General features: G+C 66.0%; 20 protein-coding genes. 1 reads left to right on the top strand and 19 read right to left on the bottom strand.

All coding sequences use genetic code 11. From position 1 onward, the window contains the following. Positions 1–127: 127 nt before the first annotated feature. The 12 genes from P0652_RS09320 to P0652_RS09265 all read right to left on the bottom strand — a co-directional run bounded on the left by P0652_RS09320 (position 128) and on the right by P0652_RS09265 (position 15,721). Entirely contained in the window at positions 128–1,225 is a 1,098-nt protein-coding gene (locus P0652_RS09320) for a calcium:cation antiporter (protein ID WP_284178502.1), read from the bottom strand. Between the two features lie 120 nt (positions 1,226–1,345). After that, on the bottom strand, positions 1,346–2,101 hold the full coding sequence (locus tag P0652_RS09315; RefSeq protein ID WP_284178501.1) for a maleate cis-trans isomerase family protein: 756 nt from the start codon (positions 2,099–2,101) through the stop codon (positions 1,346–1,348). After that, positions 2,085–3,737, bottom strand: a complete 1,653-nt coding sequence (locus P0652_RS09310) for a hydantoinase B/oxoprolinase family protein (RefSeq protein ID WP_284178500.1) — start codon at positions 3,735–3,737, stop codon at positions 2,085–2,087. The genes P0652_RS09315 and P0652_RS09310 overlap by 17 nt, the downstream gene beginning before the upstream one ends. Next, positions 3,734–5,839, bottom strand: coding sequence for a hydantoinase/oxoprolinase family protein (locus P0652_RS09305; RefSeq protein WP_284178498.1), 2,106 nt, complete (start codon positions 5,837–5,839; stop codon positions 3,734–3,736). The genes P0652_RS09310 and P0652_RS09305 overlap by 4 nt, the downstream gene beginning before the upstream one ends. Beyond that, the gene (locus P0652_RS09300; protein ID WP_284178497.1) at positions 5,812–7,113 is read right to left on the bottom strand and encodes a TRAP transporter large permease; all 1,302 of its coding nucleotides are present in this window, start codon (positions 7,111–7,113) and stop codon (positions 5,812–5,814) included. Before P0652_RS09300 ends, P0652_RS09305 begins: the two co-directional genes overlap by 28 nt. Next, positions 7,110–7,703, bottom strand: coding sequence for a TRAP transporter small permease subunit (locus P0652_RS09295; protein WP_284178496.1), 594 nt, complete (start codon positions 7,701–7,703; stop codon positions 7,110–7,112). The genes P0652_RS09300 and P0652_RS09295 overlap by 4 nt, the downstream gene beginning before the upstream one ends. A 62-nt stretch (positions 7,704–7,765) precedes the next feature. After that, positions 7,766–8,821 carry a TRAP transporter substrate-binding protein gene (locus P0652_RS09290; RefSeq protein WP_284178495.1) on the bottom strand — a complete coding sequence of 352 codons (1,056 nt, stop codon included), beginning with the start codon at positions 8,819–8,821 and terminating at the stop codon, positions 7,766–7,768. A 185-nt stretch (positions 8,822–9,006) separates the two neighbouring features. Beyond that, the gene (locus P0652_RS09285; RefSeq protein ID WP_284178494.1) at positions 9,007–11,190 is read right to left on the bottom strand and encodes a glycoside hydrolase family 31 protein; all 2,184 of its coding nucleotides are present in this window, start codon (positions 11,188–11,190) and stop codon (positions 9,007–9,009) included. Positions 11,191–11,220: 30 nt separating this feature from the next. Then, complete coding sequence (locus tag P0652_RS09280; protein ID WP_284178493.1) at positions 11,221–12,288, bottom strand: ABC transporter ATP-binding protein; 1,068 nt, start codon at positions 12,286–12,288, stop codon at positions 11,221–11,223. A gap of 1 nt (position 12,289) precedes the next feature. Continuing rightward, positions 12,290–13,345, bottom strand: a complete 1,056-nt coding sequence (locus P0652_RS09275; RefSeq protein ID WP_284178492.1) for a carbohydrate ABC transporter permease — start codon at positions 13,343–13,345, stop codon at positions 12,290–12,292. Then, positions 13,342–14,355, bottom strand: coding sequence for a carbohydrate ABC transporter permease (locus tag P0652_RS09270; protein ID WP_502947502.1), 1,014 nt, complete (start codon positions 14,353–14,355; stop codon positions 13,342–13,344). Before P0652_RS09270 ends, P0652_RS09275 begins: the two co-directional genes overlap by 4 nt. Positions 14,356–14,443: 88 nt before the next feature. After that, positions 14,444–15,721: an ABC transporter substrate-binding protein gene (locus P0652_RS09265; protein WP_284178491.1), complete on the bottom strand. Its 1,278-nt coding sequence runs from the start codon at positions 15,719–15,721 to the stop codon at positions 14,444–14,446. Positions 15,722–15,910: 189 nt separating this feature from the next. Here P0652_RS09265 and P0652_RS09260 point away from each other — a divergent pair, with 189 nt between their 5' ends. Further along, entirely contained in the window at positions 15,911–16,909 is a 999-nt protein-coding gene (locus P0652_RS09260) for a LacI family DNA-binding transcriptional regulator (protein ID WP_284178490.1), read from the top strand. Here the strand turns inward: P0652_RS09260 and P0652_RS09255 are convergent. The 7 genes from P0652_RS09255 to P0652_RS09225 form a co-directional block, all read right to left on the bottom strand. Beyond that, entirely contained in the window at positions 16,896–17,612 is a 717-nt protein-coding gene (locus P0652_RS09255) for an HAD-IA family hydrolase (protein ID WP_284178489.1), read from the bottom strand. The two genes, P0652_RS09260 and P0652_RS09255, sit on opposite strands and share 14 nt — an antisense overlap. Positions 17,613–17,616: 4 nt before the next feature. Further along, entirely contained in the window at positions 17,617–18,564 is a 948-nt protein-coding gene (gene cbbX, locus P0652_RS09250) for a CbbX protein (protein ID WP_284178588.1), read from the bottom strand. Between the two features lie 112 nt (positions 18,565–18,676). Continuing rightward, on the bottom strand, positions 18,677–19,072 hold the full coding sequence (locus tag P0652_RS09245) for a ribulose bisphosphate carboxylase small subunit (protein WP_284178488.1): 396 nt from the start codon (positions 19,070–19,072) through the stop codon (positions 18,677–18,679). A 14-nt stretch (positions 19,073–19,086) separates the two neighbouring features. Next, entirely contained in the window at positions 19,087–20,544 is a 1,458-nt protein-coding gene (locus P0652_RS09240; RefSeq protein WP_284178487.1) for a form I ribulose bisphosphate carboxylase large subunit, read from the bottom strand. Between the two features lie 28 nt (positions 20,545–20,572). Continuing rightward, positions 20,573–21,658 (bottom strand): class II fructose-bisphosphate aldolase, encoded by a 1,086-nt coding sequence (gene fba, locus P0652_RS09235; protein WP_284178486.1) that lies wholly within the window; start codon positions 21,656–21,658, stop codon positions 20,573–20,575. Between the two features lie 10 nt (positions 21,659–21,668). Beyond that, the gene (tkt, locus tag P0652_RS09230) at positions 21,669–23,684 is read right to left on the bottom strand and encodes a transketolase (RefSeq protein ID WP_502947501.1); all 2,016 of its coding nucleotides are present in this window, start codon (positions 23,682–23,684) and stop codon (positions 21,669–21,671) included. A 14-nt stretch (positions 23,685–23,698) separates the two neighbouring features. Continuing rightward, positions 23,699–24,574: a phosphoribulokinase gene (locus P0652_RS09225; protein WP_284178485.1), complete on the bottom strand. Its 876-nt coding sequence runs from the start codon at positions 24,572–24,574 to the stop codon at positions 23,699–23,701. Between the last annotated feature and the right edge of the window lie 6 nt (positions 24,575–24,580).

Here is a 24,580-nt window from a genome sequence, read left to right as displayed (position 1 = left end):
ACGGCAAATTTTGATTTGAATTGTATAATATATGGTTAATATATTGAAAAGTATGAGCTTTTGGAATTCATCGCTGAGCTGGCCTCCAGGTCCGTTGCCGGCTCCTGAAATGCGCGGCCAAATGGGCTCACGGAACGGCAGAGATCAGCAGGAAAACCGCAAAGATGACGAGATGGATCACCCCGTGCAGAGCGGTCGTCTTGCCGGTTCCCAGCGTCAAGGTGCTGACGAAAAGCGTCAGGACAAGCATGGCCATGGCCGAGTTCGAGACGCCCAGATCCAGCTTCATGCCCAGCATGACCGAGAGCACGGCGACCACGGGAATGGTCAGCCCGATACTGGCAATGGCCGACCCGACCGCCAGATTGATCGAGTTCTGGAGGCGGTTCTGGAGCGCCGATTTCACGGCCGCGATGCTTTCCGGCAGCAGGACGATGGTGGCGATGACCACGCCGACAAAGGCATCGGGCAGGCCGGCATAGGCCACCGCGCGATCGAGGGGCGCCGAAAGGACCTTGGCGAGCAGGATGACGGCACCGAGCGAGACCAGCAGCAAGGCGAGGCTGGCCTGCGCGACGGTGCGGGTCGGACGGTCGTGCTGATGGACCTCCTCCCCGACCACCGGGGTTTCCAGGAAGTAGTTCCGGTGGCGGATGGTCTGGGTGAAGACGAAGGCGCCCCAGAGCAGGAGCGAGACCGCGCCGACCACCAGAACCTGGACCTTCGAGAAGGAAGGGCCGGATTCGGCGAGGGTGAAATTGGGCAGGATCAGGGTTATGGCGGCCAGCGTACCAAGGACAGCAAGGGCCGAGGAGGCGCCCAGAAGCTGGAAGCTCTGCTCGAAATGACGGCGGCCGCCGGCCAGCAGGCAAAGGCCGATCACCCCATTCAGCACGATCAGCACGGCAGCATAGACGGTATCCCGTGCGACGCCTTCGGCGCCCTGAACCCCGGACAGCATGATCGAGACGATCAGCCCGACCTCGATCACCGTGACGGCGACGGCGAGGAGGATGGAGCCGAAGGGTTCGCCAAGCTTCAGCGCGAGGATTTCCGCATGATGGACGGCGGAGAAGACGGCCCCGCCCAGCAGGACCGAGACGAGGAGCAGCACCCAGATCGCATCGGCGGGAATGATCCCGCTGAATTTCAGCCCGAGCACCAGACAGGCGACGAGCGGGGCAATCCAGGTCCAGGGTGGATTGGTGGCGGAATGGGCAGCCATGCGGATCCTCGTGACGATCGGTCAGAAATACCATCCCGGACGGGAATTGCGACCCGACGAACCGCCTGCGCGAGACGCCACCCACAGGCTGTTGCGGCAGGATCAGAGGGTGCGGGGCGATCAGCCCGGTTGCAGGCGCGGATCAGTGAAGATGCGGCCCCAGCCGGCCAGGCTGTCGGGGCGGAGGCCGATGGCCATCAGGCAGCCCCAGAGCGTGACCGAGACCGAATCGAGCACCATCGTGCCCTCGGCGGGCTCCAGCTGCGGCGCCAAAGCGGCACCATCCATGTTGGTGCAGAGCACGGTGATCGCATCCGGTTTCACGGCGAGGCATTCCCCGATCATGCCGGCGATCGTCGCCGGCGGTACGGTGCCAAAGGCGAAATTGTCCCGGATGCCGAGATGCCGCTCCGCCGGGCAGGCAAACCCCGCCGCCGCATAGGTGGCGATGATGCGGGCCTGCACATCCTCCGTGTAGGGCGTGACGAGGGCCTGCGTTTCCGCGCCGAGGCGGCCGAGAATCTCGAGCAGCGACAGGATGCAGGTGGTGGCACGGATGCCGGTGGCCGCCTCGATCCGCTCGACAAGCCGGCGGTCACGGTCGAAGCCGAGCCAGGACGCGGAGGTGCCGTTCCAGGCGATGACATCGACCTTGGCATGGGCAAGCAACTCGGCGGCGCGGAGGATCTCGCTGTCGTCGAACTGGGCGAGCGCGGCAGCATCAAGGGCGATCTCGGTCACCCGGAAGCGGCTGGAATGGGCGGTGACGCCGGGCAAACCCGCGAGCAGGGCGGCGGTGACCGGCTCAAGCACCGTGTTTGACGAAGGCACGAGCATGCCGATGCGGCGATGGGTGATGTCAGGATTCAAGGACATAGCCCTCCTCCAGGTCGGTGGCAATGGCGGCGGGATCACGCTCGGCGGGCGGGCCGAAACCGCCCCCGCCGGATGTCACGAGCTGAACGATGTCGCCCTTCCTGAGCGGCATGTTGGCGACCTTGGAGGGCAGATCCTGCAGGGCACCGTCACGCGTCAGGGTCAGCCGGCCGGCCGCACCCGAGCCGCCGCCCTTGAGGCCGAAGGGCGTGAAGCGGAACCGGTCCATCTGCGCGGTGAAGGTGGCGGCTTCGGAATCAATCCGCCAGATCCGCGTCAGGCCGAGGCCGCCGCGCTGCCGGCCCACCCCGCCCGAGCCGGGTGCGAGGCCATAGCCGAGATAGGTGACGGGCACGTCGCTCTCGATCATCTCGATCGGGATGGCGGCATTGTTGTGCATGCCGAAGGAGAGCGCGTTGGCCCCGTCGCCGCGTGGATGGGCGCCGCAGCCGCCGACCTCGATCTCGACCAGCACCTTGCGGTTTCCATCGGCCGTGCGGGTCTGGAACGAACAGACATAGCTCACCGCGTAATAGGCGGCGGGCATCCGGTCGGGGATGGCCTGCGAGAGCGCACCGAAGACGACATTGAGCAGCACATGGCAGGGGGCGATGCGGTGCGCGACCGGCGCGGGGTGGCGGGCCGAAATGATCAGCCCTTCCGGCGCGATGATCTCGATCGGGCGATAGCAGCCGGCATTCGGCACGATCGGCCGGTCGGCCGCCGCCATGACAGCGAAATAGACCGCCGAGCTGGAGGAGCCGAGCGTGGCATTGATCGGCCCCGCCGCTTCCGGCGCGGAGCCGGAGAGATCGACGACCAGCCGGTCGCCCGCCACGGTGATGGCGGCGTGGATGCGGACCGGCCTGTCCGGCGTGATGCCGTCATCATCGAGAAAATCCTCGAATGCATAGGTGCCGTCGGGAATGCGGCGGATGCAATCCCGCATCGCGGCTTCGGAGGCGTCGAGCAGGCGCGCGGCCGCCTTCTGAAGGGTGGCGCCGCCATAGCGCCGGGCGAGGCGGGTGATCGCCTCGACGCCGACGCCGAGCGAAGCCACCTGCGATTGCAGATCGCCCATCACGGTCGCGGGCTGACGGACATTCTGGCCGATCAGCGCCCAGAGCGCCTCGTTTCGCCGCCCCGCCTCGAACAGCTTCACCGGCGGGATGCGCAACCCCTCCTGGTAGATCTCGGTGGCTGTTGCAGCATAGGAACCGGGCGACATGCCGCCCATATCGAGATGGTGGCAGAGCGTGCCGACAATCGCGATGCAGCGGCCCGCCTCGAAGACCGGACGGAAGGAGAGGATGTCCGGCAGGTGCTGGCCGCCGCAATAGGGATCATTGGTGATGATGACATCGCCCTCGTTCCATTCCTCGGCCGGAATGAAGCGCTCGAGAATGGCGCGGAGCCCGTAGCCCATGGAATTGAGATGCTGGGGAATACGGGCGGATTGCGCGATGTTGTTGCCGGCCGCATCGAAGATGGCGGTCGAGTAATCCAGCATCTCGCGCACGATGGTTGAGCGGCTGGTCCGCCACATCGTGACATCCATGTCGGCTGCCGCCGCGGTCAGCGCGTTGCGGATGACCTCCAGTTCGATCGGATCGATCTCGCACGAAGCGTCCATCATCCGCCCTCCCCCTCGAAATCCGCGACGAGATGCCCGCCTGCGGCGCGGCGCAGCCGCCAGGCTGGCGCGAGATAGATCGTGGTATAGGCCTCTTCGATCATGGCCGGGCCCGTGATCTCGACAGTGGCGTCGATGGCCTCGCGGCGCCAGATCGCGGCCTCGCCCCAGCGATCGGCAAAATAGACCGCGCGGCTGCCGAGCGGCGTGCCGGCTGCCTCGACCGGGTTTTCGACGGCAGCCGGGCGCGGCAGCAGACCCTTCGCGGCAAGGCGCAGCGTGACCATCTCCACAGCGTCGCCCGGGTTGCAATAGGAGAAGCGCTGCTCGTGCTGGGCGTGGAAACGCCCGGCGATGGCGGCGATGCCTTCCGGTTCGAAGCCGGAATCGAGGCAGGGCACCGTCAGCTCGAAGGCCTGGCCGCGATAGCGCAGGTCGATGGCGAGCTGGAAGATCCGCCTTTCCGGCGGAATGCCATCGGCCGCGAGCTGGGCCTCGGCCTGAGCCTGCATCTCCGCCTCCATCCGGGCAAGGCTTTCGCCCGCGGCGGCATCGAAACGGCGGATCAGAGAGCGGGCGAAGGCATGCTCGATATCCGCCTCCAGAATGCCGCGCGCCGAGAGGGTCGAGGCGTCGACCGGAAAAACGATGCGGCGGATCGCCAGTTCCTCGGCAACGGCGCAGGCATGGACCGAACCCGCCCCACCAAAGCTCAGAAGGGTGAAATCACGCGGGTCGAGCCCCTTCTCGAACAGGCTGACGCGGATCGCCGCGGCGAGGCTGGTATTGGTGAGCCGCAGGATGCCGGCCGCCGCGGCATCGACCGCCAGGCCAAGCGGCGTGCCGATCCGGCCGGCAATGGCGGCGCGGGCGCCCTCGAGATCCAGCGCCATCTTGCCGCCAAGGAAGAAGGCCGGGTCGAGCCGGCCCAGCACGAGATTGGCATCGGTGACTGTGGGTTCGGTGCCGCCGCGGCCGTAGCAGACCGGGCCCGGCCGGGCACCGGCGCTTTCCGGGCCGACGCGGAGCCCGCCACCGGTTTCCACACGGGCGATGGAACCGCCGCCGGCGCCGATGGTGCGGATATCGATCATCGGCACGCGGACCGGCAGGCGCTCGATCTCGCTCTGGGTGACGATCTCCAGCCGATCCTCGCGCACGACGGAGACATCGTAGCTGGTGCCGCCCATATCGACGGCGACGACATTCGCCTCGCCGAGCGCGCGGGAGAGGCCGAGCGCGGCCATGGCCCCGCCGCTCGGACCGGAGAGCAGCAGCCGCACCGGTTCGGCAGCAGCCGTGGCCGGGGCGCAGACCCCGCCATTCGACTGGACGATCAGCAGCCGCGGCGTGAAATCCTCAGCCGCGAGGCGCCTTTCGAGCCGTTCGAGATAGAAGCGGACGACCGGCTGGAGCAGCGCATTGAGGACCGTGGTGCTGGTGCGCTCGTATTCGCGGATTTCCGGGCTCACCGTCGAGGAGCAGGAAATGGCAAGGCCGGGCAAGGCTTCCGCGATCCGCGCTGCCAGCCGGGCCTCATGGGCCGGATTGGCATAGGCATGGAGCAGGCTGATCGCCACGGCGTCGACCTTCAACGCGGCAAGCCGGGCGATAATGACCTCGAAATCGGCCTCGCCGGGCTCGATCTCGGCGCGGCCATCGGCCTTCATCCGCTCCCGCAGGCCAAGCCGCCGGCTGCGCGGCACAAGGGCAGGAACCGGGCGCGGCCAGGTGGCGTAGATGTCGCGCCGGTTATGACGTCCGATCTCCAGCACATCCTCGAAGCCGGCCGTGGTGACGAGCGCGCCGCGCGCAAGCTTGTTCTCCAGCACCGCATTGGTAGCGATGGTGGTGCCATGGAGGATGTAGCCGACCTCGTCGAGGCGGAACCCGTCCCGGGCTGCCGCGCCGTGGATGCCCTCCATCAGGCCGAGGGACGGATCCTCCGGCGTCGTGGGAACCTTGAAGGAGCGGATCTGGCCCGAGCGGGAATCGAGGATCTGGAAATCGGTGAAGGTGCCGCCGATATCGACGCCGATCCGGACGGGCTTACCGTCGTGGTTGCCTGCTGACATCACTACCCGCGCATATAGGTCGGCAGCCATGTCACGATGGCCGGGAACAGGATGATCAGGACGGCGAAGAGCATCATGATCGCCGCATAGGGCAAGGCGCCGCGGATGACATCCGCCACCGGGCCGCCATCGGTGCGGATGCCCTGCACGACGAAGAGGTTCATGCCCACCGGGGGCGTGATCAGCCCGAGTTCGCACATCAGCACGATGAAGACGCCGAACCAGATCGGGTCCACGCCAACCGAGCTGACGACCGGGAAGACCAGCGGGATCGTGGCCACCATCATCGAGAGCGTGTCCATGAACATGCCGAGGACGAGATAGAACAGGATCAGCGCGAGCAGCAGTTGCACCCGTTCCAGCCCGAAGCCGGTGACCCATTTCGTCAGCGCCTCGCCGATGCCGGTGAGGCTCAGGGCGAGATTGAGGATGAAGGCGCCGAGCACGATCAGCAGGATCATGCCGGTGGTGCGGGCACTGGAGAGGAAGCAGGTCTCGAGCAGCGAGAGCGTCAGGCGGCCCTGCAGCGCGATGAGGATGAAGGCGGTGACAAGACCGAGGGCGGCGCTTTCCGTGGCCGTGGCAATGCCGGAATAGAGCGTGCCCATGACGAGGCCGAAGACAAGCAAGGGCTCGACGAGGTAGCGCAGCAGGCGGATGCGCTCGGCCAGCGGCACGTGGACCGGCACCATCTTCTCCTTCGCGAAGCGGTGGCGGAGCGTGATCCAGAGCATGAAACAGCCGGCAAGCGCGAGGCCGGGAATGATGCCGGCGATGAAAAGCTTGCCAACCGAGGTGTTCGTCATCGAGCCGTAGATGATGAAATTGATCGACGGCGGGATCATGATGCCGAGCGTGCCGCCGGCCGCGAGCGAGCCGAGCGAATCCGGCATCGGGTAGCCGTTCTTGCGCAGCGACGGCAGAGCCACGGTGCCGATGGTCGCTGCCGTGGCCACCGACGAGCCGGAGGTGGCGGCGAAGAGGGCACAGCAGCCGATATTCGTGTGCAGCAGGCCGCCGGGCAGGCGGCCGAGCCATGCCGCGAACACGGTGTACATGCGGTCGGCAATGCCCGAGCGCAGCAGCAATTCGCCGAGCATCACGAAAAGCGGGATCGCTGTCAGCGTGTATTCGCTCATCACGCCCCAGGCCACGGAAGCCGAGGAGGAGAAGAAGGCAAAGCCATAGGCCATCACGCCGCCGGCCAGGCCAAGCAGGAGCATGACCGCCGCGATCGGCATGCCGACCAGCATCAGCCCGACCATGGCGAGAAAGCCAACAATCCCGACAGCAACCGTACTCATCGGGCCGCCCCGCCGGCAGGCGGTTCGGCGAGGCCGCCGCGCGCCTTGAGATCGGCCAGTTCCTCTTCCAGCTCATCCTGCGCGCCACGTGGGCCATAATGCCGGTCCACCTCGCGGAAACGGCCCGACAGGGCAAGGCCAATGACTTTCGCAGCCTCGACCAAAGCAAAGACGACGAAGACTGCGAGAGCAGCAAGCCACGCGCCCTGCGGATATTTCAGCGGCGTGGCCCAGGGCGTCTGGGCGACAGAGCCGAATTCGATCGTTTCCCGGAAGGCGAACCAGGCCATGACCAAGATGGCGATCGCGGCGACAGCGAGGGCCGGATAGGCGATCAGGTTGAGTGTAACGCGGAGGGCGCGGGGCAGCCGGTCATGCACGACATCGATCCGGATATGCGCCCGGGAACGGAGCGCCAGCGCGATGGCGAGAGCCGCGCCGATGGCGAGGGCGTAGCCGCCAAACTCGTCGACCCCCTGCAGCGAACGCACGAAAACGCGCCGCATGATGGTTTCGACCGCTACGGCCAGAGCAAGGGCGACGAAGGTCAGCCCGAAGATCCAGGCCGCGAGACGCTCGAAAACAGGCATGATGGCCCCCGCAATGGCAAGCCCGCACGACCTTTAAGGATCGCGCGGGCCGGCAGGATGGTTCAGTTCATGCCGACGATCGGGCCAACCTTGGCCTTCCAGCTGGCCGAGCAGGTCGGGTTGACCTTGTCGCAGGCTTCCGCCCAGGCCGGGAAGGAGATTTCCTTGACGGCGGATTTGACGAACTCGATATCCTGGGGCTTCACCTCGACCGTCTTGAGCTTGTACTTCTTTCCGGTCGTGCAGGGATCGGCGCCGGCATTGCAGCGCATGCCGTCATCCCAGAGTTCCTTCGAGTAGGCCCAGATATCGTCGGTCAGCTTCTCGATGGCGCCCTGGAGCTTCTTCTGCTGGTCGGGCGTGAGCTTGGCCCAGGCGCCATTCGTGATGGCATAGCCCTGCACCGCCACCTGGAGGGCGAGCGGATAGACATGGGTGGCGCTTTCCGGCCAGCCGGCGGAATTGGCCGAGGACGGGCCCGTCACGGCGCAGTCGATCGTACCGAGCGCGAGGCCCTGGCTGACTTCGCCGAAAGCGAGCGTGACCGGCGTGGCGCCGACCTTCTCCATGACCTTGGCCATCACGCCATCGAGGATCCGGACTTTCTTGCCCTTGAGATCCGAGAGGCCGGTAATGGCGGGCTTGCAGAAGATCAGCTGCGGGCCGAAGGGCCAGACGCCGAGCAGCTTCATGTTGAACTGCTTGTCCAGCCGCTCCGCCACCGTGCCCTGGAAGGCTGTGACAACCTTCTTCGCCGTGTCGTAATTCGTGTTCAGGCCGACAAGGTCGAGGCCGAGGATGGTCGGCTCATCGCGCGAGACCTGGCCGAGGCGCAGGCCGATAATGTCGAACAGGCCGGACTTGCCGATGCGCAGCTGCTCGAATTCCTTGATGCCGGTCTGGTCGAGGACCTTGTAATCCGCCTCGATGCCGGTCGTTTCCTTCAGCTTCTCGAAGAACGGCTGCTCGCGGTTCTTCTGGATGTTTCCGGTGGCGAGCGGCATGCCCATCACCTTCAGCTTCGGCGCGCCCTGCGCTGCCGCATTGCCCGATGCCAGCCCCAGAAGGATGGCGGCCGCGAGACCGGCCTTGATTGCGTTGCCTGCTTTGTTCTTCATGCGCTGAACTCCCTGCCCTGCATACAGCACGCTATCACAAGAACCGTGCCAAGGAAGCGCGAAGTCCGGACGGCCGCCCGGCCTGTGGAAAGGGCTTCGCCGGGTCGATTTCCGTGTTTCGAACGGGCATCCGCCGGAAGCCCTGCATGGAAAAGCAGCAACCTGCCCGCTCTTCGGGCGCGAATTCAGGCAGGGAGGTCGAGCCGGACAAGCGGCCTTTGCCGCCAATCCGCTGCGACGCCGTCATCCTGATAGACCATGCAGAACGGCTGTGCCGGCGGGCCGAAGGCGCGGGCTTCCGGCCGCCCATCTGCGCCTGCCAGCGGCAGCACGGCGCCGTGCCGGACAAAAAGCGGCAGCCGCCCCATCGGGCCGGGCACCTTATGCATGGCGCCGCCGGGATAGACGGTGCCATCATGGAAATCGATCCAGCCGCCGGGATGGGCGGGGAAATAGACGCGTCGGCCGGCGGCGCCCTCCTCGAGGACCGGCGCGACCAGCACGTCCGGGCCCAGCATGAACACGTCATCGGCGTCGATGGCGGCAGGGTCGTCCGGCCAATGCCAGAGCAAGGGCCGGATGGCCGGCTCGTCGGTCGTCGCGGCCTGCCACATCAGCGTGTAGATCAGCGGCAGGAGCCGTTCGCGCAGGGCCATCGCGGCGCGGATCTCCGGCAGGACCTCCGGGTACAGCCAGGGCACGGTGGTGATGCCGTCATCGTTCCAGGAATTCATGACGAAGCGTGGCCAGAGGCAGCAGAATTCGGCAAAGCGGACCAGCAGTTCCGGCCCCGGCCGCGGGCCATGGAAACCGCCGACATCATGGCCGGTATTGTACATGCCGCTCAGCACCATGGTGAGGCCCTGGCTGAGATTGAAACGCAGGGTCTTCCAGGCCGTGGCGTTGTCGCCAGACCAGGTCTGGCCATAGCGCCAGATCCCGGCCGAGCCGCCGCGCGTGATATTGTAGGGGCGCTCACCCGGCGCGCGGGCACGCTGGGCCTCGTCCGCGAGCTTGGTCATCAGCAGGGCCTGGGCCGGGCGAGCCAAAGCCTGCGGGAAGGGGCGGCCATCGCCGGCGCAGAGGGCATCCTCGTCCCAGATCTCGTATTCGTTGTTGTCGTTCCAGATCGTCGTGACGCCATGGGCGAGCAGGGTCCTGTCCATGCCGTCGCGCCACCATGCCCGGCCTTCCGGGCTGGTGAAATCAAGATGGAAGCCGAGACCGTCCCAGAACTGCGCCGTGGCCGGCGCGCCAGTGGCGCTGTCGCGCACAAGGCCGGCCTTTTCCAGCTCGCCGACGCGCGGATGATCCTCCAGCAGGCAGGGCTTGAGATTGGTGATGGCCCGCATCCCAGCGGCCTCGATCCGGGCGATGGTGCCGGCGGGATCGGGAAACTTCTCGTTGTTCCAGCGGAAGGCATAGCGCTTGCCGTCATGCATGGAATAGCCCGAGCCGAAATGGAAACTGCGGCAGGGAATGCCATGCTCGTGGCATTTCGCAAGAAAGGCGGTGATCCGTGCATCGGCATCCGGGGCATCGGCAATGGCCATGCTGGTCATGCCGAAGCCGAGCGACCAGAGCGGCGGGAAGGCCTGCCCGCCCGTCAGCCAGGAGAAGCGCCGGGTGACATCCGCCACGCGCGGGCCGGCGAAGACATAGTAATCGAGATCGCCATCATCGGCCGCATAGGAGCGGAAAAGGCCGTGGTAATTGTCGAGCGTGGCGCCGAGATCCACCGAGGCCGTGGCGAGATTGTCGTAGAACAGGCCATGCGCGCCGGCCTCGCCATCGACGATGTAGAACGGGATCATCTTGTAGAGCGGATCGCTCGTCTCGGCATCATAGCCGCAGGGATCGACAGCATCGATCCGGAAGCGGCGGCCGGTCTTGTCGAGGCGGCCGGTCTTGTCGCCGAGGCCGAAATGCCGGTCGCTGCCCTTGCGGGCGAGGAAATGCGCGAAGGCGCCGTTGCGGCGCGAGACGAGATAGGCTTGCGTGCCGCGATCCTCGAGGAAGGGTGCCGTCTCGCCAGCCCGCCGCCAGATGAAGCCAAACGGCGACAGCCGGACCGTGACGGAGAGCCCGGCCCCGGCAATCTCGACCTGGCGGTTCCCGGCCACCGCCATCGTTTCCGGCAAGGCAAAGCCGGACAGGTCCTCGCGCGGGCGGCCCTCGAAACCCGGCTCGCAACGATCCGGGGCAATGGCCCAGCCCCGATCGAGCCGGTAGCCACCGGGCCGACGGAACATGACGCGGGCGAGGCCGTGGTCGAGCACGGCGAGGCGCGCCTCGAAGCCGTGATCGAGGCCGAAGCGGAACCAGGCGCCCTCCCGGCCGAGATAGGTTGCATCAACAAGGGCTTTCATGGGCCTTGGCTCCGGAAGCAGGATCGGGGATCAGGGGCGGATGGCGAGGCCGGCCGCATCGAAGAGATGCAGGCGGGCCGGGTCGAACCGGACGGGCATTTCTTCGCCCCGGCGGGCGGGATCCTCCAGCGGCGAGCGCAAGGTCAGGGCGGTGCCATCGGCCAGAGTGCCATAGAGATAGGATTCGCTGCCGAGCTGTTCGACCAGTTCCACGGCGATCCGGGCATCCGCTTCGGCCGGGCTGCACGGCGCGACATGTTCCGGCCGGATGCCGATCGTGACCTCGCCCGTGGCCGCCGACCCGGGCGGGAGCGGCAGGTTCACCTTGCCATCCGGCGTGACCAGCCTGCCCTCCGGCCCGACCTGGCCGCGGATGAAATTCATGCGCGGCGAGCCGATGAAGCCGGCGACGAAGAGATTGGCGGGGCGGTTATAGAGGTCGAGCGGCGTGCCGACCTGCTCGATCCGTCCCTTGTTGAGCACCACGATCCGGTTGGCGAGGGTCATCGCCTCGACCTGGTCATGGGTGACATAGATCATCGTGCCGCCGATCTCCGCATGCAGGCCCGCCAGTTCCTTGCGGGTGGCGACGCGCAATTCGGCGTCGAGATTGGAGAGCGGCTCGTCGAAGAGGAAGATCTTCGGATCGCGCACGACCGCGCGCCCGATGGCCACGCGTTGGCGCTGCCCGCCCGACAGGGCGCCGGGCTTCCGGTCGAGATACTCGGTCAGGCGCAGCATGGTGGCGGCGCGGCGGACGCGGGCGTCGATCTCCTCACGCGGCAGGCGCATGTTCTCCAGCGCGAAGGCGATATTCCGGTAGACGCTCATATGTGGATAGAGCGCATAGGACTGGAAGACCATGGCGAGGCCGCGCTCGGCGGCGCGCTCGGTGGTGACATCCTGCCCGTCGATCCGGATCGAGCCGGAAGTCACCTCCTCCAGCCCTGCGATGACCCGCAGCAGGGTGGATTTGCCGCAGCCCGAGGGGCCGACAAAGACCACGAATTCGCCATCCGCCACATCGAGATCGATGCCGCGGAGCACCTCGACCGGGCCGAAGGATTTGCCGATCCCCTTCAGGACAAGACCTGCCATCTCATTTCATCCCTGTATTGGCGATGCCGGTGGTGATGAAGCGCTGCAGGAACACGAAGACGAGGGCCACCGGCGCCAGCGTCATCACCGTCATGGCCAGCAGGTAGTGCCATTGCGTCTGCAATTCGCCCTGGAACGCGTTGAGGCCGATCTGGAGCGTGTAGACCTCGCTCTTCGTGAGCACCGCCAGCGGCCAGAGGAATTCGTTCCATCGCCACATGATCGAGAAGATCGCCAGCACGGCGAGGGCCGGCAGGGTGAGCGGCATGACGATGCGGGAATAGATCTGCCATTCCGACGCCTTGTCCATGCGGGCGGCCTCGATCAGGTCGCGCGGGAGGGTCAGCATGTATTGCCGCAGCAGGAAGACGCCGGTCGGCGTAGCGGCGCCGGGCAGGATCACGGCCCAGAGCGAATTGTTGAGCCCGAGCTGGGTGACGACGAGGAAGACCGGCACCAGCACGATGGTGATCGGGATCATCAACGTGCCGATCACCATCAGCAGGGCGGCGTTCTTTCCGCGGAACTCGTAGATGGCCAGCGCATAGGCGGCCATGGAATTGATGAGCAGGGTGATGATCGTCGCGAGGATCGTCACAATCAGCGAATTGGCAAAATAGCGGCCGAACGCGAATTGCTTCAGCGGCTCGGTATAGTTCGACCAGGCGAAGGCGATCTCGCGGATCGGTTCGCGCGCCTCGATCGGGACGCGGATCGCCGGCCTGGCCGGATCGGCGGGGTCGATCATCGTCGCCTGGATGCCGATGCGACGGACCTGCGCCAGTTCCTTCACCGAACCATCCGGCAGGCGGACGCGATGCAGTTCCAGCGGCCGGGCATGGCCGGGGACGGATATGGTCTTCTGCGTGAGCGGCAGGAAGGAAGGCGGGAATTCCAGCAGGGCGGCCGGCGTCTTCAGCGAAGAGAGGACCAGCCAGAGCACCGGGCCGAACATCAGCACGACGCCGAGGGCGAGATAGCCATAGGAGAGGATATCGGTCCAGCCGAGGCGGCCAGGCCGGCGGGTCTGCCGGAGGAGCGAGGTAACGCGGCTCATGCGGCCTTCCTCCTCGCGATCCAGAGCTGCAGCATGGTCAGCGCGAAGAGCAGCGAGCCGAGCAGCATCGAGGCGGCCGCGGCGAGGCCGAAATTCTGCACCTGGTTGGCGAAAGCGGTTTCGTAGATGTATTGCACAACCATCAGCGTCGCCGTGCCGGGCCCGCCGCCCGTCAACACGAAGACCTCGTCGAAGGTCTGCACGGCCTTGATCAGCACGAGGACCAGCACAACGACCAGGTTCGGCCAGAGCAGCGGCAGGGTGATCCGCGTCAGGACGCGCATCGGCTTCGTGCCGTCCATTTCCGCCGCCTCGTAGAGATCGGCCGGGATGGCCTGCAAACCGGCCAGCAGGATGAGCGTGTAGAAGCCCATATGCGCCCAGACCGAGACGAAGACGGCCCAGAACATCGCCCAGCCGGGCTCGACGAAGAAGAGGATCTTCTCGCCGCCCGCAAGCGTGATCGCGCCGTTGAGGAGGCCATCGCGCTGGAGGATCCATTTCCAGATCAGCGCGACCACGACCGGCGAGAGCAGGACCGGGAAGAAATAGACCGCACGGAAGAATCCGCGGCCGCGGATCTTGCGGTTGAGCACAAGCGCTGTCACCAGAGCCGTGCCGACCATAGCGACCATCTGGAACAGCGTGAATTTCAGCGTGTTCGAGACCCCCTTCCAGAAATGATCCTCCCGGCAGGAGGCGGGGTCGAGATAGGAGCCGCATTGCATCAGGGCGCGATAATGATCACCGCCGACAAAAGGCCGCTCGGACAGGAAGAGATTGGTGCCGCCGGTCAGCGACATCGCCATGTTGATGCCGATGGGCAGGAAGACAAAGAGCCCGAAGAACAGGATGTTCGGGGCGAGGAACACATAGGCCATGCCGCGCCCGCCGACGGCGTGCTGGATCCACGCCATCGGCCGGTCAGCGAGGCCCGCCACGGCCTCGATCAGGCGCGAGGCGAAGCTGTCACGCGGGATCGCGCGAGGCGGGGAGCCGTTTGCGGACATGATGGACCCTTGCGATCAGGTTTCGCCGTCGGTTGCCGGAACGAAAAGGCGGGAGGGCGCGCAGCGGGCGAACCGCGCGCCCTGGCCATCACTTCTTGTTGCGCTCGGCGACCTGCTGGGCGACATCGGCATCGATGCGCTTGATGGCGTCGTCGATCGTGATCTCGCCGGCCACCGCCTGGCCGATCCGGCTGATCGCCGCGTTGAAGACGATCCGGCTATAGGCATTGCCCTGGATCCGGTAGGCGGCGGGGTCGAGCGCGCCGACGGCATCTCCGAAGACCTTCAGGGCAGCGGCGGCCTGGGCGGAAGCGCCCCGATAGGCAACGCCCTTCTTCGCGATGCCGATATGGCCGGGCACGAAAAGCGTCCGGGCATAGAATTCCGACAGGATCGGCTCGCTGGCGAGGAAATCCATCACCTTGGCGACTTCCGCCGGATGCTTCGTTGCCTTGATGCCGATCACGCCGGCGCCGCCGGGCATCCCGGAGCAATTGGCCGGGCCGCAAGGCGTGGGCGCGGCAATCCAGTCAAAGGCATTGCCGACGGTCTTGTCGAACTGGGCGATCTGCCAGGAACCGGAGAGATAGAACGGCACCTGCGCGTTCTTGAATTCCTCGTTGGCGCCGCGATAGGCCGTGCCGGAAACCGAGCCCCAGAGCTCCTTCGACATCACACCGCTCTTGTGCCAGTCAACGATCAGCTGCGCGGCACGGCGGAAGCCTTCATCGGACGGGGTCGGCAGACCATCGGCGCCGATCATCTTCGCGCCCTGCGAGACGGCGAGGCCGAAGAAGCGGTGGCCGGACCGGTCAAAAGCCACCGGATAGGGCGCCTTGACCTTGTCCGCGACGGCCTTGGCCGCCTTCGCCCAGTCATCCCACGTCGCCTTCGGGCCGGGGATTGCCACACCGGCCTGCTCGAACAGGGTCTTGTTGACCAGCGGGCCGGTCACGGTGAGCTGCGTCATGTAGCCGGGAATGGCCGTGGTATTGCCGGGCTCGCGCATCCATTCGAGGAAGGGCCCGAAATTCTGCTCCCAGTTGGGAGCATTCGCGAGATGCGGCCGGAGGTCGAGCGCGAATTTGGCGAGGCCGCCAAAATCGACGATCCGGGCCATGTCCGGCCCCTGCCCCGCCGCGAGTTGCACCGGCAGATTCTCGTTGATGGCCTTGAAGGGCACCGTGTCGAGCACGACCTTGATGCCCGGATTGCCGGCCTCGAACCGGTTCAGGAGGTCGCGCATCACCTCCCCTTCATTGCCGTCGGAATACCAGGTCATGCGCAGGGTTGTCTGCGCCTGGACCGGGCTCGATGCCAGGGCAACCGCAACCAGCGCGCCCGCGAGCCAATGCCTGCGATTCATGTCGTTTCCTCCAGGAAGGGCAGCCGGTTCGTCCAGCGCCGCGATCTCGTTTGCCGGCAGCCAGATGCGAGGCCTCGCGCTGTTCACCGGGAAATCAAGCTTGGCAAACGTTTGCCAAGACGTCAATCTTGCCAAGCCGGATTTTTTGGTGATCGTTCTCCAGACAATGCAGGTCCGACAATGCCGGGTATGAGAAAACCGGGAGCCCCTCCCTCGCTGAGCGATGTTGCGCGCACGGCCGGCGTTTCGGCGGCGACGGTCTCGCGCATCGTCAACGGCGATTTCGGGCGTGCCTCCGGCGTAACGATCCGCAAGGTGCAGGATGCCATTGCCGGGCTCGGCTATCGGCCGAACCATGCCGGGCGCAGCCTGCGCCGCCGCGAAAGCCTGATCGTGGCCATGCTCTCGCCCAATCTCGACAACCCGGCCATGGCCGCGATCGCCGCCTCGACCGAGCAGGCCCTGCGCGATGCCGGCCATGTCATGGTTCTGTGCGACACGCATGACCGGCCGGAATTGCAGGACGAATATCTCGAAGCCATGCGGGCGCAGCTGGCACGGGGCTATATCCTCGTTTCGGCCGTGCCGAGCCCGGGCTTGCGCGCAGCCATGGCGCGGGGCGAGGCGATTGTCTGCGTCAACCGGCGCAACCCGCTTGGCCCCTCCCCCTTCGTCGGCATCGACAACCGGAAGGCCGGGGCGGATGTGGCGGATCGCTTCCACGAACTCGGGATCACCGGGCTGGCGGCGATCCGGCCGGAGATCATGTCCTCCTCCATCGCGGAACGGGTCGACGGGTTTCTGGATCGCTGCGGCGAACATGGCCTGCCGCGCCACGCGATCCCCGTTGCTGCAGGTGCGGGCCCGGATCATCTCGCCATGGGCTATGCGGCAATCCAGGCGCTGGTGGCACAGCATGGCTGGCCCGCCGGGCTGCTCTGCCCCAGCGACCTGATGGCCTATGCCGCCTTCCGCCATGCCAGCGAGACCGGCCGCGCGGTGCCCGACGGAACCCGCATCATCGGCATCGACAACAATGCCTTCAACCAGTGGATCGCGCCTTGGCTGAGTTCAGTCGAGATTCCCTACCGGGATTTCGGGCCGGTTGTCGTCGAGCAGCTCCGGGCCTGCTGGGAGGGCGCGGCGGTGGCCGACCGGATCCTGCCGCACCGGCTCATCCGGCGTTAGCGGCGGCATGGGCGGCGCGGATCGCTGCCATGGTCAAGGGCTGGCCGGGCGCCAGGACGGCCTGGGCCGCTGTGAAATCGCTGGCGGCGAAATAGAGGCTGGGCGTGATCAGCGTGGCGAGGCCTGCCGCCAGGGCTGCCTCGAGCCCGGGGCGGGAATCCTCGATGGCGATGGCTGCTTCCGCCGGCAGGCCAAGGGCCGAGAGCGCGGCGAGATAGGCATCCGGTGCGGGCTTCTTGTGCGGCACGGCATCGCCGGCAATCACGATTTCGAAATGACCGCGCCAGTCGCCGTCCGGCTGATGTGCCAGCAGGATCTCGACATTTTCCGGTGAAGTGGTGGTCGCGATGCCGAGGCGAAGCCCTTCGGCCCTCGCCGCCTGCAGGACGGCCGCAATCCCCGGCCGGAACGGCAGGCCACCAGCCCGGGCCTGCTCGGCATAAAGGCGGTTCTTGGCCTGGTGCAGTGCCAGGATGGCCGCCTCGTCCGCCGGGCCCGACGGCACGTCCGGCTGGGCCGCATAGGCGCGGATCCGTTCTCGCCCGCCGGTGACATGGAGCAGCCGTCCATAAAGCGGCGGGTCCCAATGCCAGCCAAGGCCCTGTGCGCGGAAGGCCGCGTTGAAGGCCGCGCGATGGCCCTCCTCGGTCTCGGCCAGCGTGCCGTCGACATCGAAGAGGATGGCTTCCAGCCGGGCCGGCACCGGCCTAGCCGCCCTGTCCGGCCGGGCCGAGGGCACCGCCCTGCGTAAGGACGCGGCTCGCGAGGATGTCCTCCTCGGTCAGCGTGGTCAGTTCCTCCACCGAGAGCGGACGGCCCAGCGCGAAAATCCGGCTGGCCTGGCGCAGCCGGGCACGGTCGAGAGCGTTGCGGATCGAGCGGGCATTGGCGAAATGCGGCTGCGCGCGGCGGGCCTCGACATAGAGCCGGAAGGCGGCCTCGCCGCTGGCGGAGAACCGGTAATTCTGCCCGGCGAGCATCCTGCCGGCGATGTCCAGCAATTCCCCGTCGCCATAATCGGGAAAATCGACATGATGGGCGACGCGGCTTCGGAACCCGGGATTGGAGCGGAAGAAGGTTTCCATCCTTTCGGCATAGCCGGCAAGGATAACCACCAGGTCATCGCGCTGGTTCTCCATGACCTGAAGCAGGATCTCGATGGCTTCCTGCCCGTAATCACGCTCGTTTTCCGGCCGGTAGAGATAATAGGCCTCGTCGATGAACAGCACGCCGCCCATGGCGCGCTTGAGCACCTCCTTCGTCTTCGGCGCGGTATGCCCGATATATTGTCCGACAAGGTCATCGCGGGTGACGGAGACAAGATGGTTGCGGCGGATATAGCCAAGGCGATGGAGGATCTCGGCCATCCGCATCGCGACGGTCGTCTTGCCGGTGCCGGGATTGCCGGTGAAGCTCATATGAAGCGAAGGCGCGCCGGCGGTCAGGCCGAGCCGGGCCCGTACGCGGTCCACCAGCAGCAGGGCGGCGATTTGCCGGATGCGCAGCTTGACCGGCTTCAACCCGACAAGTTCGGCATCAAGCGCATCGAGCACACTGCCGATCTCGCTTTCGGTGAACTCGGCCTGCAGGTCGATCGGGCCGGCAGGCCGCCCGTCGGGGCTCAAGTCCCCGGAAAGCATGTCCTCGGAACGCATGTCCATGATCCCTCTCCGCATGGCCAGGAAAGCGGGCGGCTGCCGGAAGGTCCGGACCGGCAGCCACCCAGTCAGGCCGGACGACAGAAGGCGCCCGACGCGAAAAGAGACGTCATGAGGCCGGGCGAACCGTCATCGCATAGATCTGGTTGCGCCCTGGCCCTTCCTGCCGGGTCAGCACCAGTTCCGGCTCACGGGCCGGGCGGTTGACGATGAAGCTCATCCGTACCGTCTCCCAGCCATGGGTGGAATCGAAGGCATTGATCCGGATGTATTTCTCCGGATGGGCCTGACGGCAGGCGACGAGTTCCCGCACCACGCCGGCTGCATCGGCGAGGTCGAACATCGGCAATTCCCACATTTCCCAGTAGGTATTCCGGGGATGGGGATCGTCCGTGTATTCGATGCCGAGCGCCCAGCCCTGCTCGATGCAATATTGCGCCTGGCTTGTGATCTGTGCGTCGGTGAGATCGGGGAGAAACGAGAAACAGCCCTGGGTGATCCGCATGGTCTTGCTCCGGTTCAGGCAACGGAAGGGGTCGGGACAAAGTCCGACGTGTCGGTGGAGGTGTAGTTGAAGGTGATGTCGCCCCAGGTATCGAGGGCGGCGCGCAGCGGCTGGCACCAGCGCGCGGCATCCCGGAGGATTTCCGGACCTTCATTGCGGATATCGCGACCCTCGTTCCGGGCCAGCACCATGGCTTCAAGCGCCACGCGGTTGGCCTGGGCCCCGGCCTGGATGCCCATCGGATGGCCGATCGTGCCGCCGCCGAATTGCAGGACGACCTCGTCGCCGAACAGATCGAGCAACTGGTGCATCTGGCCGGCATGGATGCCGCCGGAGGCCACCGGCATCATCCGCCGGAGCGAGGCCCAGTCCTGCTCGAAGAAGATCCCGCGCGGCAGGTCGACCTCGTTCTTCATCTCGCGGCAGATGTTGTAATAACCCTGCACGGTCATCGGATCGCCCTCGAGCTTGCCGACGGCTGTGCCCGCATGGATATGGTCCACCCCGGCCATGCGCATCCATTTGGCGATGACGCGGAAGGACACGCCATGGTTCTTCTGCCGGGTATAGGTTCCATGCCCGGCCCGGTGCAGGTGCAGGATCATGTCGTTCTGGCGGCACCATTCCGAGATCGACTGGATGGCGGTGTAGCCGATGATCAGGTCGATCATCACGATGCAGGATCCCAGCTCCTTCGCGAACTGGGCACGGCGATACATCTCCTCCATCGTTCCGGCGGTGATGTTGAGATAATGGCCCTTCACCTCGCCGGTCACGGCCTGGGCGCGGTTGACGGCCTCCATCACGTAGAGGAACCGGTCCCGCCAGTGCATGAAGGGCTGCGAGTTGATGTTCTCGTCATCCTTGACGAAGTCGAGCCCGCCCTTGAGCGCCTCGTAGACCACGCGGCCGTAATTCTTGCCCGAAAGGCCGAGCTTCGGCTTGGTGGTGGCGCCGAGCAAGGGCCGGCCGAACTTGTCGAGGCGCTCGCGCTCCACCACGATGCCTGTGGGCGGCCCCTTGTAGGTCTTCACATAGGCGACGGGGAAATGCATGTCCTCGAGGCGCGCGGCCTTGAGCGGCTTGAACGAGAAGACGTTGCCGATGATCGAGGCGGTGAGGTTGGCAATCGAGCCTTCCTCGAAAAGATCGAGATCATAGGCGACATAACAGAAGTACTGGCCGGGGTTGTTCGGCACCGGATCGACGCGATAGGCCTTGGCCCGGTACTTGTCGCAAGCGGTCAGCCGGTCGGTCCAGACCACGGTCCAGGTCGCCGTCGAGCTTTCGCCCGCCACGGCCGCCGCGGCCTCGATCGGGTCCACGCCATCCTGCGGGGTGATGCGGAACAGGGCGAGGATATCGGTCGGCTTCGGTTCGTAATCGGCGTCCCAATAGCCCATCTGGGCATATTTCATGACACCGGCCTTGTAGCGTTCCTTGCCGGTCACGGCCTTCGGCTGCACATTCATCGGGAGGCTCCTCTGGGTCCGGGACAGGTTATTCGGCGGCCTGGACAAACGCGCCAATCTGGGGGTCAAGCGTGCCCGAACGGTAACGCCGGGCCATCTCGGCCAGGGGCACGACGCGAATGCGCGCGGCGTTGCCGGCCGTGCCGAATTCCTCGAAGCGCTGGCGGCAGAGGCTGCGCATCGCATCCATGGCCGGCTTGAGGAATTTGCGCGGATCAAATTCCGCACGGGTCTCCATCGCGACGCGGCGGAACTCTGCCGTCATGGCCAGGCGACAGTCGGTGTCGATATTCACCTTGCGCACGCCGTGGCGGATCCCGGTCTGGATCTCCTCGACCGGGACGCCCCAGGTCGGCTTCATCTCGCCGCCGAATGCCTTGAACCGCTCCTGGAGTTCCTCGGGCACCGAGGAAGAACCATGCATGACAAGATGGGTATCGGGCAGGCGCTCATGGATCGCCTTGATCACATGCATCGCGAGGATCGCCCCATCCGGCTTGCGCGAGAACTTGTAGGCGCCATGGCTCGTGCCCATCGCGATCGCGAGCGCATCGACCCTGGTCCGGCGAACAAAATCCACCGCCTGCTCGGGATCGGTCAGGAGCTGGTCATGGCTGATCTTGCCCTCGACGCCATGCCCGTCCTCCTGCTCGCCGCCGCCATGCTCGAGGCTGCCGAGCACGCCAAGCTCGCCCTCCACCGAAGCGCCAACCCAATGGGCCATGTCGACGACGCGGCGCGTGATGCCGACATTGTAGTCGTAATCGGCTGCACTCTTGCCATCCGCCAGCAGCGAGCCATCCATCATCACCGAGGTGAAGCCGTGCTGGATCGCGGTGGCGCAGGTGGCTTCCTCGTTGCCGTGGTCGAGATGGAGACAGATCGGGATTTCCGGGAAGATGCGTTCGGCCGCATCGACCATCGCCGCGAGCATGATGTCGTTGGCATAGGTCCGGGCGCCGCGCGACGCCTGGAGGATGACCGGGGCATCGACCGCGCGGGCTGCCTCCATGATGGCGAGCACCTGCTCCATGTTGTTGATGTTGAAGGCGGGCACGCCATAGCCGAACTCGGCGGCGTGATCGAGAAGCTGACGGAGCGTGATGCGCGCCATGGTGGGTTCCTCAGGATTGCGAAAGACGGGTTTGCGCAGCGGCGAACACGGCATCCGCCGTGATGCCGAATTGGCGGTAGAGATCCGCTGCCGGGGCCGAGGCGCCGAAGCCGGTCATGCCGATGAAGGCGCCGCGCTCGCCGATCCAGCGATCCCAGCCGAGGCGGGCGGCCGCCTCGATGGCGATCCGCGGGGCTGTGCCGAGCACTGTCCGGCGATAGGCCTCGTCCTGCTGCTCGAAGAGTTCCCAGCACGGCATCGAGACCACGGCTGCCGGGGTGCCGGCGGCGTCGAGCCGGTCCGCCGCGGCACATGCGATCTCGACCTCGGAACCCGTGGCAAGGAGGGTGACCGCGCGCTTCGCACCGGGATCCCGCAGGAGATAGGCCCCGCGGGCGGAGAGATTGGCCCGGACATCCTGCCGGAGGATCGGGAGGTTCTGGCGGGAGAGACAGAGCACACTCGGTGTGCGGGGGCTGGCCAAGGCGATTTCCCAGGCCTCGGCGGTCTCGATCGCATCGCAGGGACGGAAGACCTGGAGGTTGGGCGTCGCGCGCAGCATCGCCAGATGCTCGATCGGCTGATGCGTCGGGCCGTCCTCGCCGAGGCCGATGGAATCATGCGTCATGACGTAGATGACGCGCTGCTCCATCAGGGCAGAAAGGCGCATGGCCCCGCGGGCATAATCCGAGAAGACCAGAAAGGTGCCGCCATAGGGGATGAAGCCGCCATGGAGCGCGAGGCCGTTCATGGCCGCTGCCATGCCATGCTCGCGGATGCCATAATGGATGTAGCTTCCGCGGAAACGCCCGGGCGCGACCGCAACCTGCCCCTTGGTGATCGTGAGGTTCGAATGGGTGAGATCGGCCGAACCGCCAGCGATGATCGGGAGCGCCTCGTTGATCACACCAAGGGCCAGTTCTGACGCCTTGCGGGTGGCGATCTTCGGCTTGTCAGCGAGAAGGGCCTCCTTGTGCTGTGCCATGGCGCGGGAGAAGGCGCGGGGAATGTCCCGGGACAGGGCGGCCTCGAACCGGCGCCGGGCCGGGCTGGCAGCCAGCCGCGCTTCCCAGGCCTCGCGTTCGGCGACCGAACGCTGCCCGGCCTCACGCCAGGCGGCCCGGATGGTTGTCGGGATTTCGAACGGCGCCGCTTTCCAGCCGAGATGGGCGCGAGCGGCCGCGATTTCGGCCTCGCCGAGCGGTGCGCCATGCGTGGCCTCGGAGCCCTGCTTGTTCGGGGCGCCCTTGCCGATCACGGTCCGGCACGCGATCAGGCTCGGCTTCCGGCTCGCCTTGGCCGCATGCAGGGCGGTGCGGATCGCTTCGGGATCATGGCCATCGATGCGGGCGACGCGCCAGCCGGCGGCACGGAAGCGGCGCAGCTGGTCCATCGAGGTCGAGAGCGAGAGCTTGCCGTCAATCGAGATGCCGTTATCGTCCCAGAGCACGATCAACCGGTTGAGCTTGAGATGCCCGGCGAGATCGATGGCCTCATGGCTGATGCCCTCCATCAGACAGCCATCGCCGGCGAGCACATAGGTATGATGGTCAACCAGCCGGGTGCCGAACCGCGCCTGCATCATGCGTTCGGCCAAGGCCATGCCCACGGCGGTGGCAATGCCCTGGCCCAGCGGGCCGGTGGTGGTTTCGATGCCGAGGGCGTGGCCGAATTCGGGGTGGCCTGCGGTTTTCGCGCCGAGCTGGCGGAAGCGCTGCAATTCGGAAGCCGGCATGTCGGCATAGCCGATCAGATGATGCAGCGCATATTGCAGCATCGAGCCATGGCCGGCAGAGAGGATGAAGCGGTCGCGGTCGGGCCAGTCCGGCCGCGCGGGATCGATCTTCAGGAATTCGGTGAAGAGCACGCTGGCCACATCGGCCATGCCCATCGGCATGCCGGGATGGCCGGATTTTGCCTTCTCGACGGCATCCATCGCGAGAGCGCGGATGGCATTGGCCATTTCGGCAAAGGCAGGACGGGCGGGCGCTTCGGTACGGCCAATCAGGGCGGCGGATGCGGGCATGGAACGGCCTCCGGTCAGAGGGACCTGCGCCGGCGTTCCACCAGCTTCAGGATCATGGGCGTGAGGATGAGCTGCATCGCGATATCGAGCTTGCCGCCGGGAATGACGATGGAATTGGCGCGGCTCATGAAGCTGTCGTTGATCATCGAGAGCAGATACGGAAAATCGATGCCGCGCGGGCTCTTGAAGCGGATCACGACCATCGATTCGTCCGGCGTCGGGATCCAGCGCGCGATGAAGGGGTTCGACGTATCGACAGTCGGGACACGCTGGAAATTGATGTCGGTCTCGCCGAACTGGGGGCAGATGTAATTGATGTAATCCGGCATCCGGCGGAGGATCGTGTCGGTCACGGCCTCGGTGGAATAGCCGCGCGCCGACCGGTCACGGTGGAGCTTCTGGATCCATTCGAGATTGATCACCGGAACCACGCCGATCTTCAGATCGACATGCCGGGCGATATTGACGGTGTCGGTGATGACTGCGCCATGCAGCCCCTCGTAGAAGAGCAGGTCGGTGTCCTTCGGGAATTCCTGCCACTCGGTGAAGGTTCCCGGCGCCGCGCCATGCAGACGGGATTCCTCCTCGTCGTGGATATAGTGCCGGGTGCGGCCGCCGCCGTTGCGGCCGTAATTCTCGAAGGTCGCCTCCAGCTCCTCGAACAGGTTCGAATACGGACCGAAATGGCTGAAATGCTGGTTCCCGGACCGGGCGGCCTCGGCCATTTTCTCGCGCATTTCCATCCGGTTGTAGCGGTGGAACGCATCGCCCTCGATATAGGCGGCCGAAACATTCTCGCGGCGGAAGATCTGGTCGAAGGTGCGCTTCACCGAGGTGGTCCCGGCGCCGGAGGACCCGGTAATGGCAATGATGGGATGCCGGATGGACATGGAATT

The organism is Rhabdaerophilum sp. SD176 (genome assembly GCF_030143245.1).
Classification (GTDB): domain Bacteria; phylum Pseudomonadota; class Alphaproteobacteria; order Rhizobiales; family Beijerinckiaceae; genus Rhabdaerophilum.
Note: the sequence above shows the minus strand (reverse complement) of the source record. Positions and strands in the feature narration are given on the sequence as shown.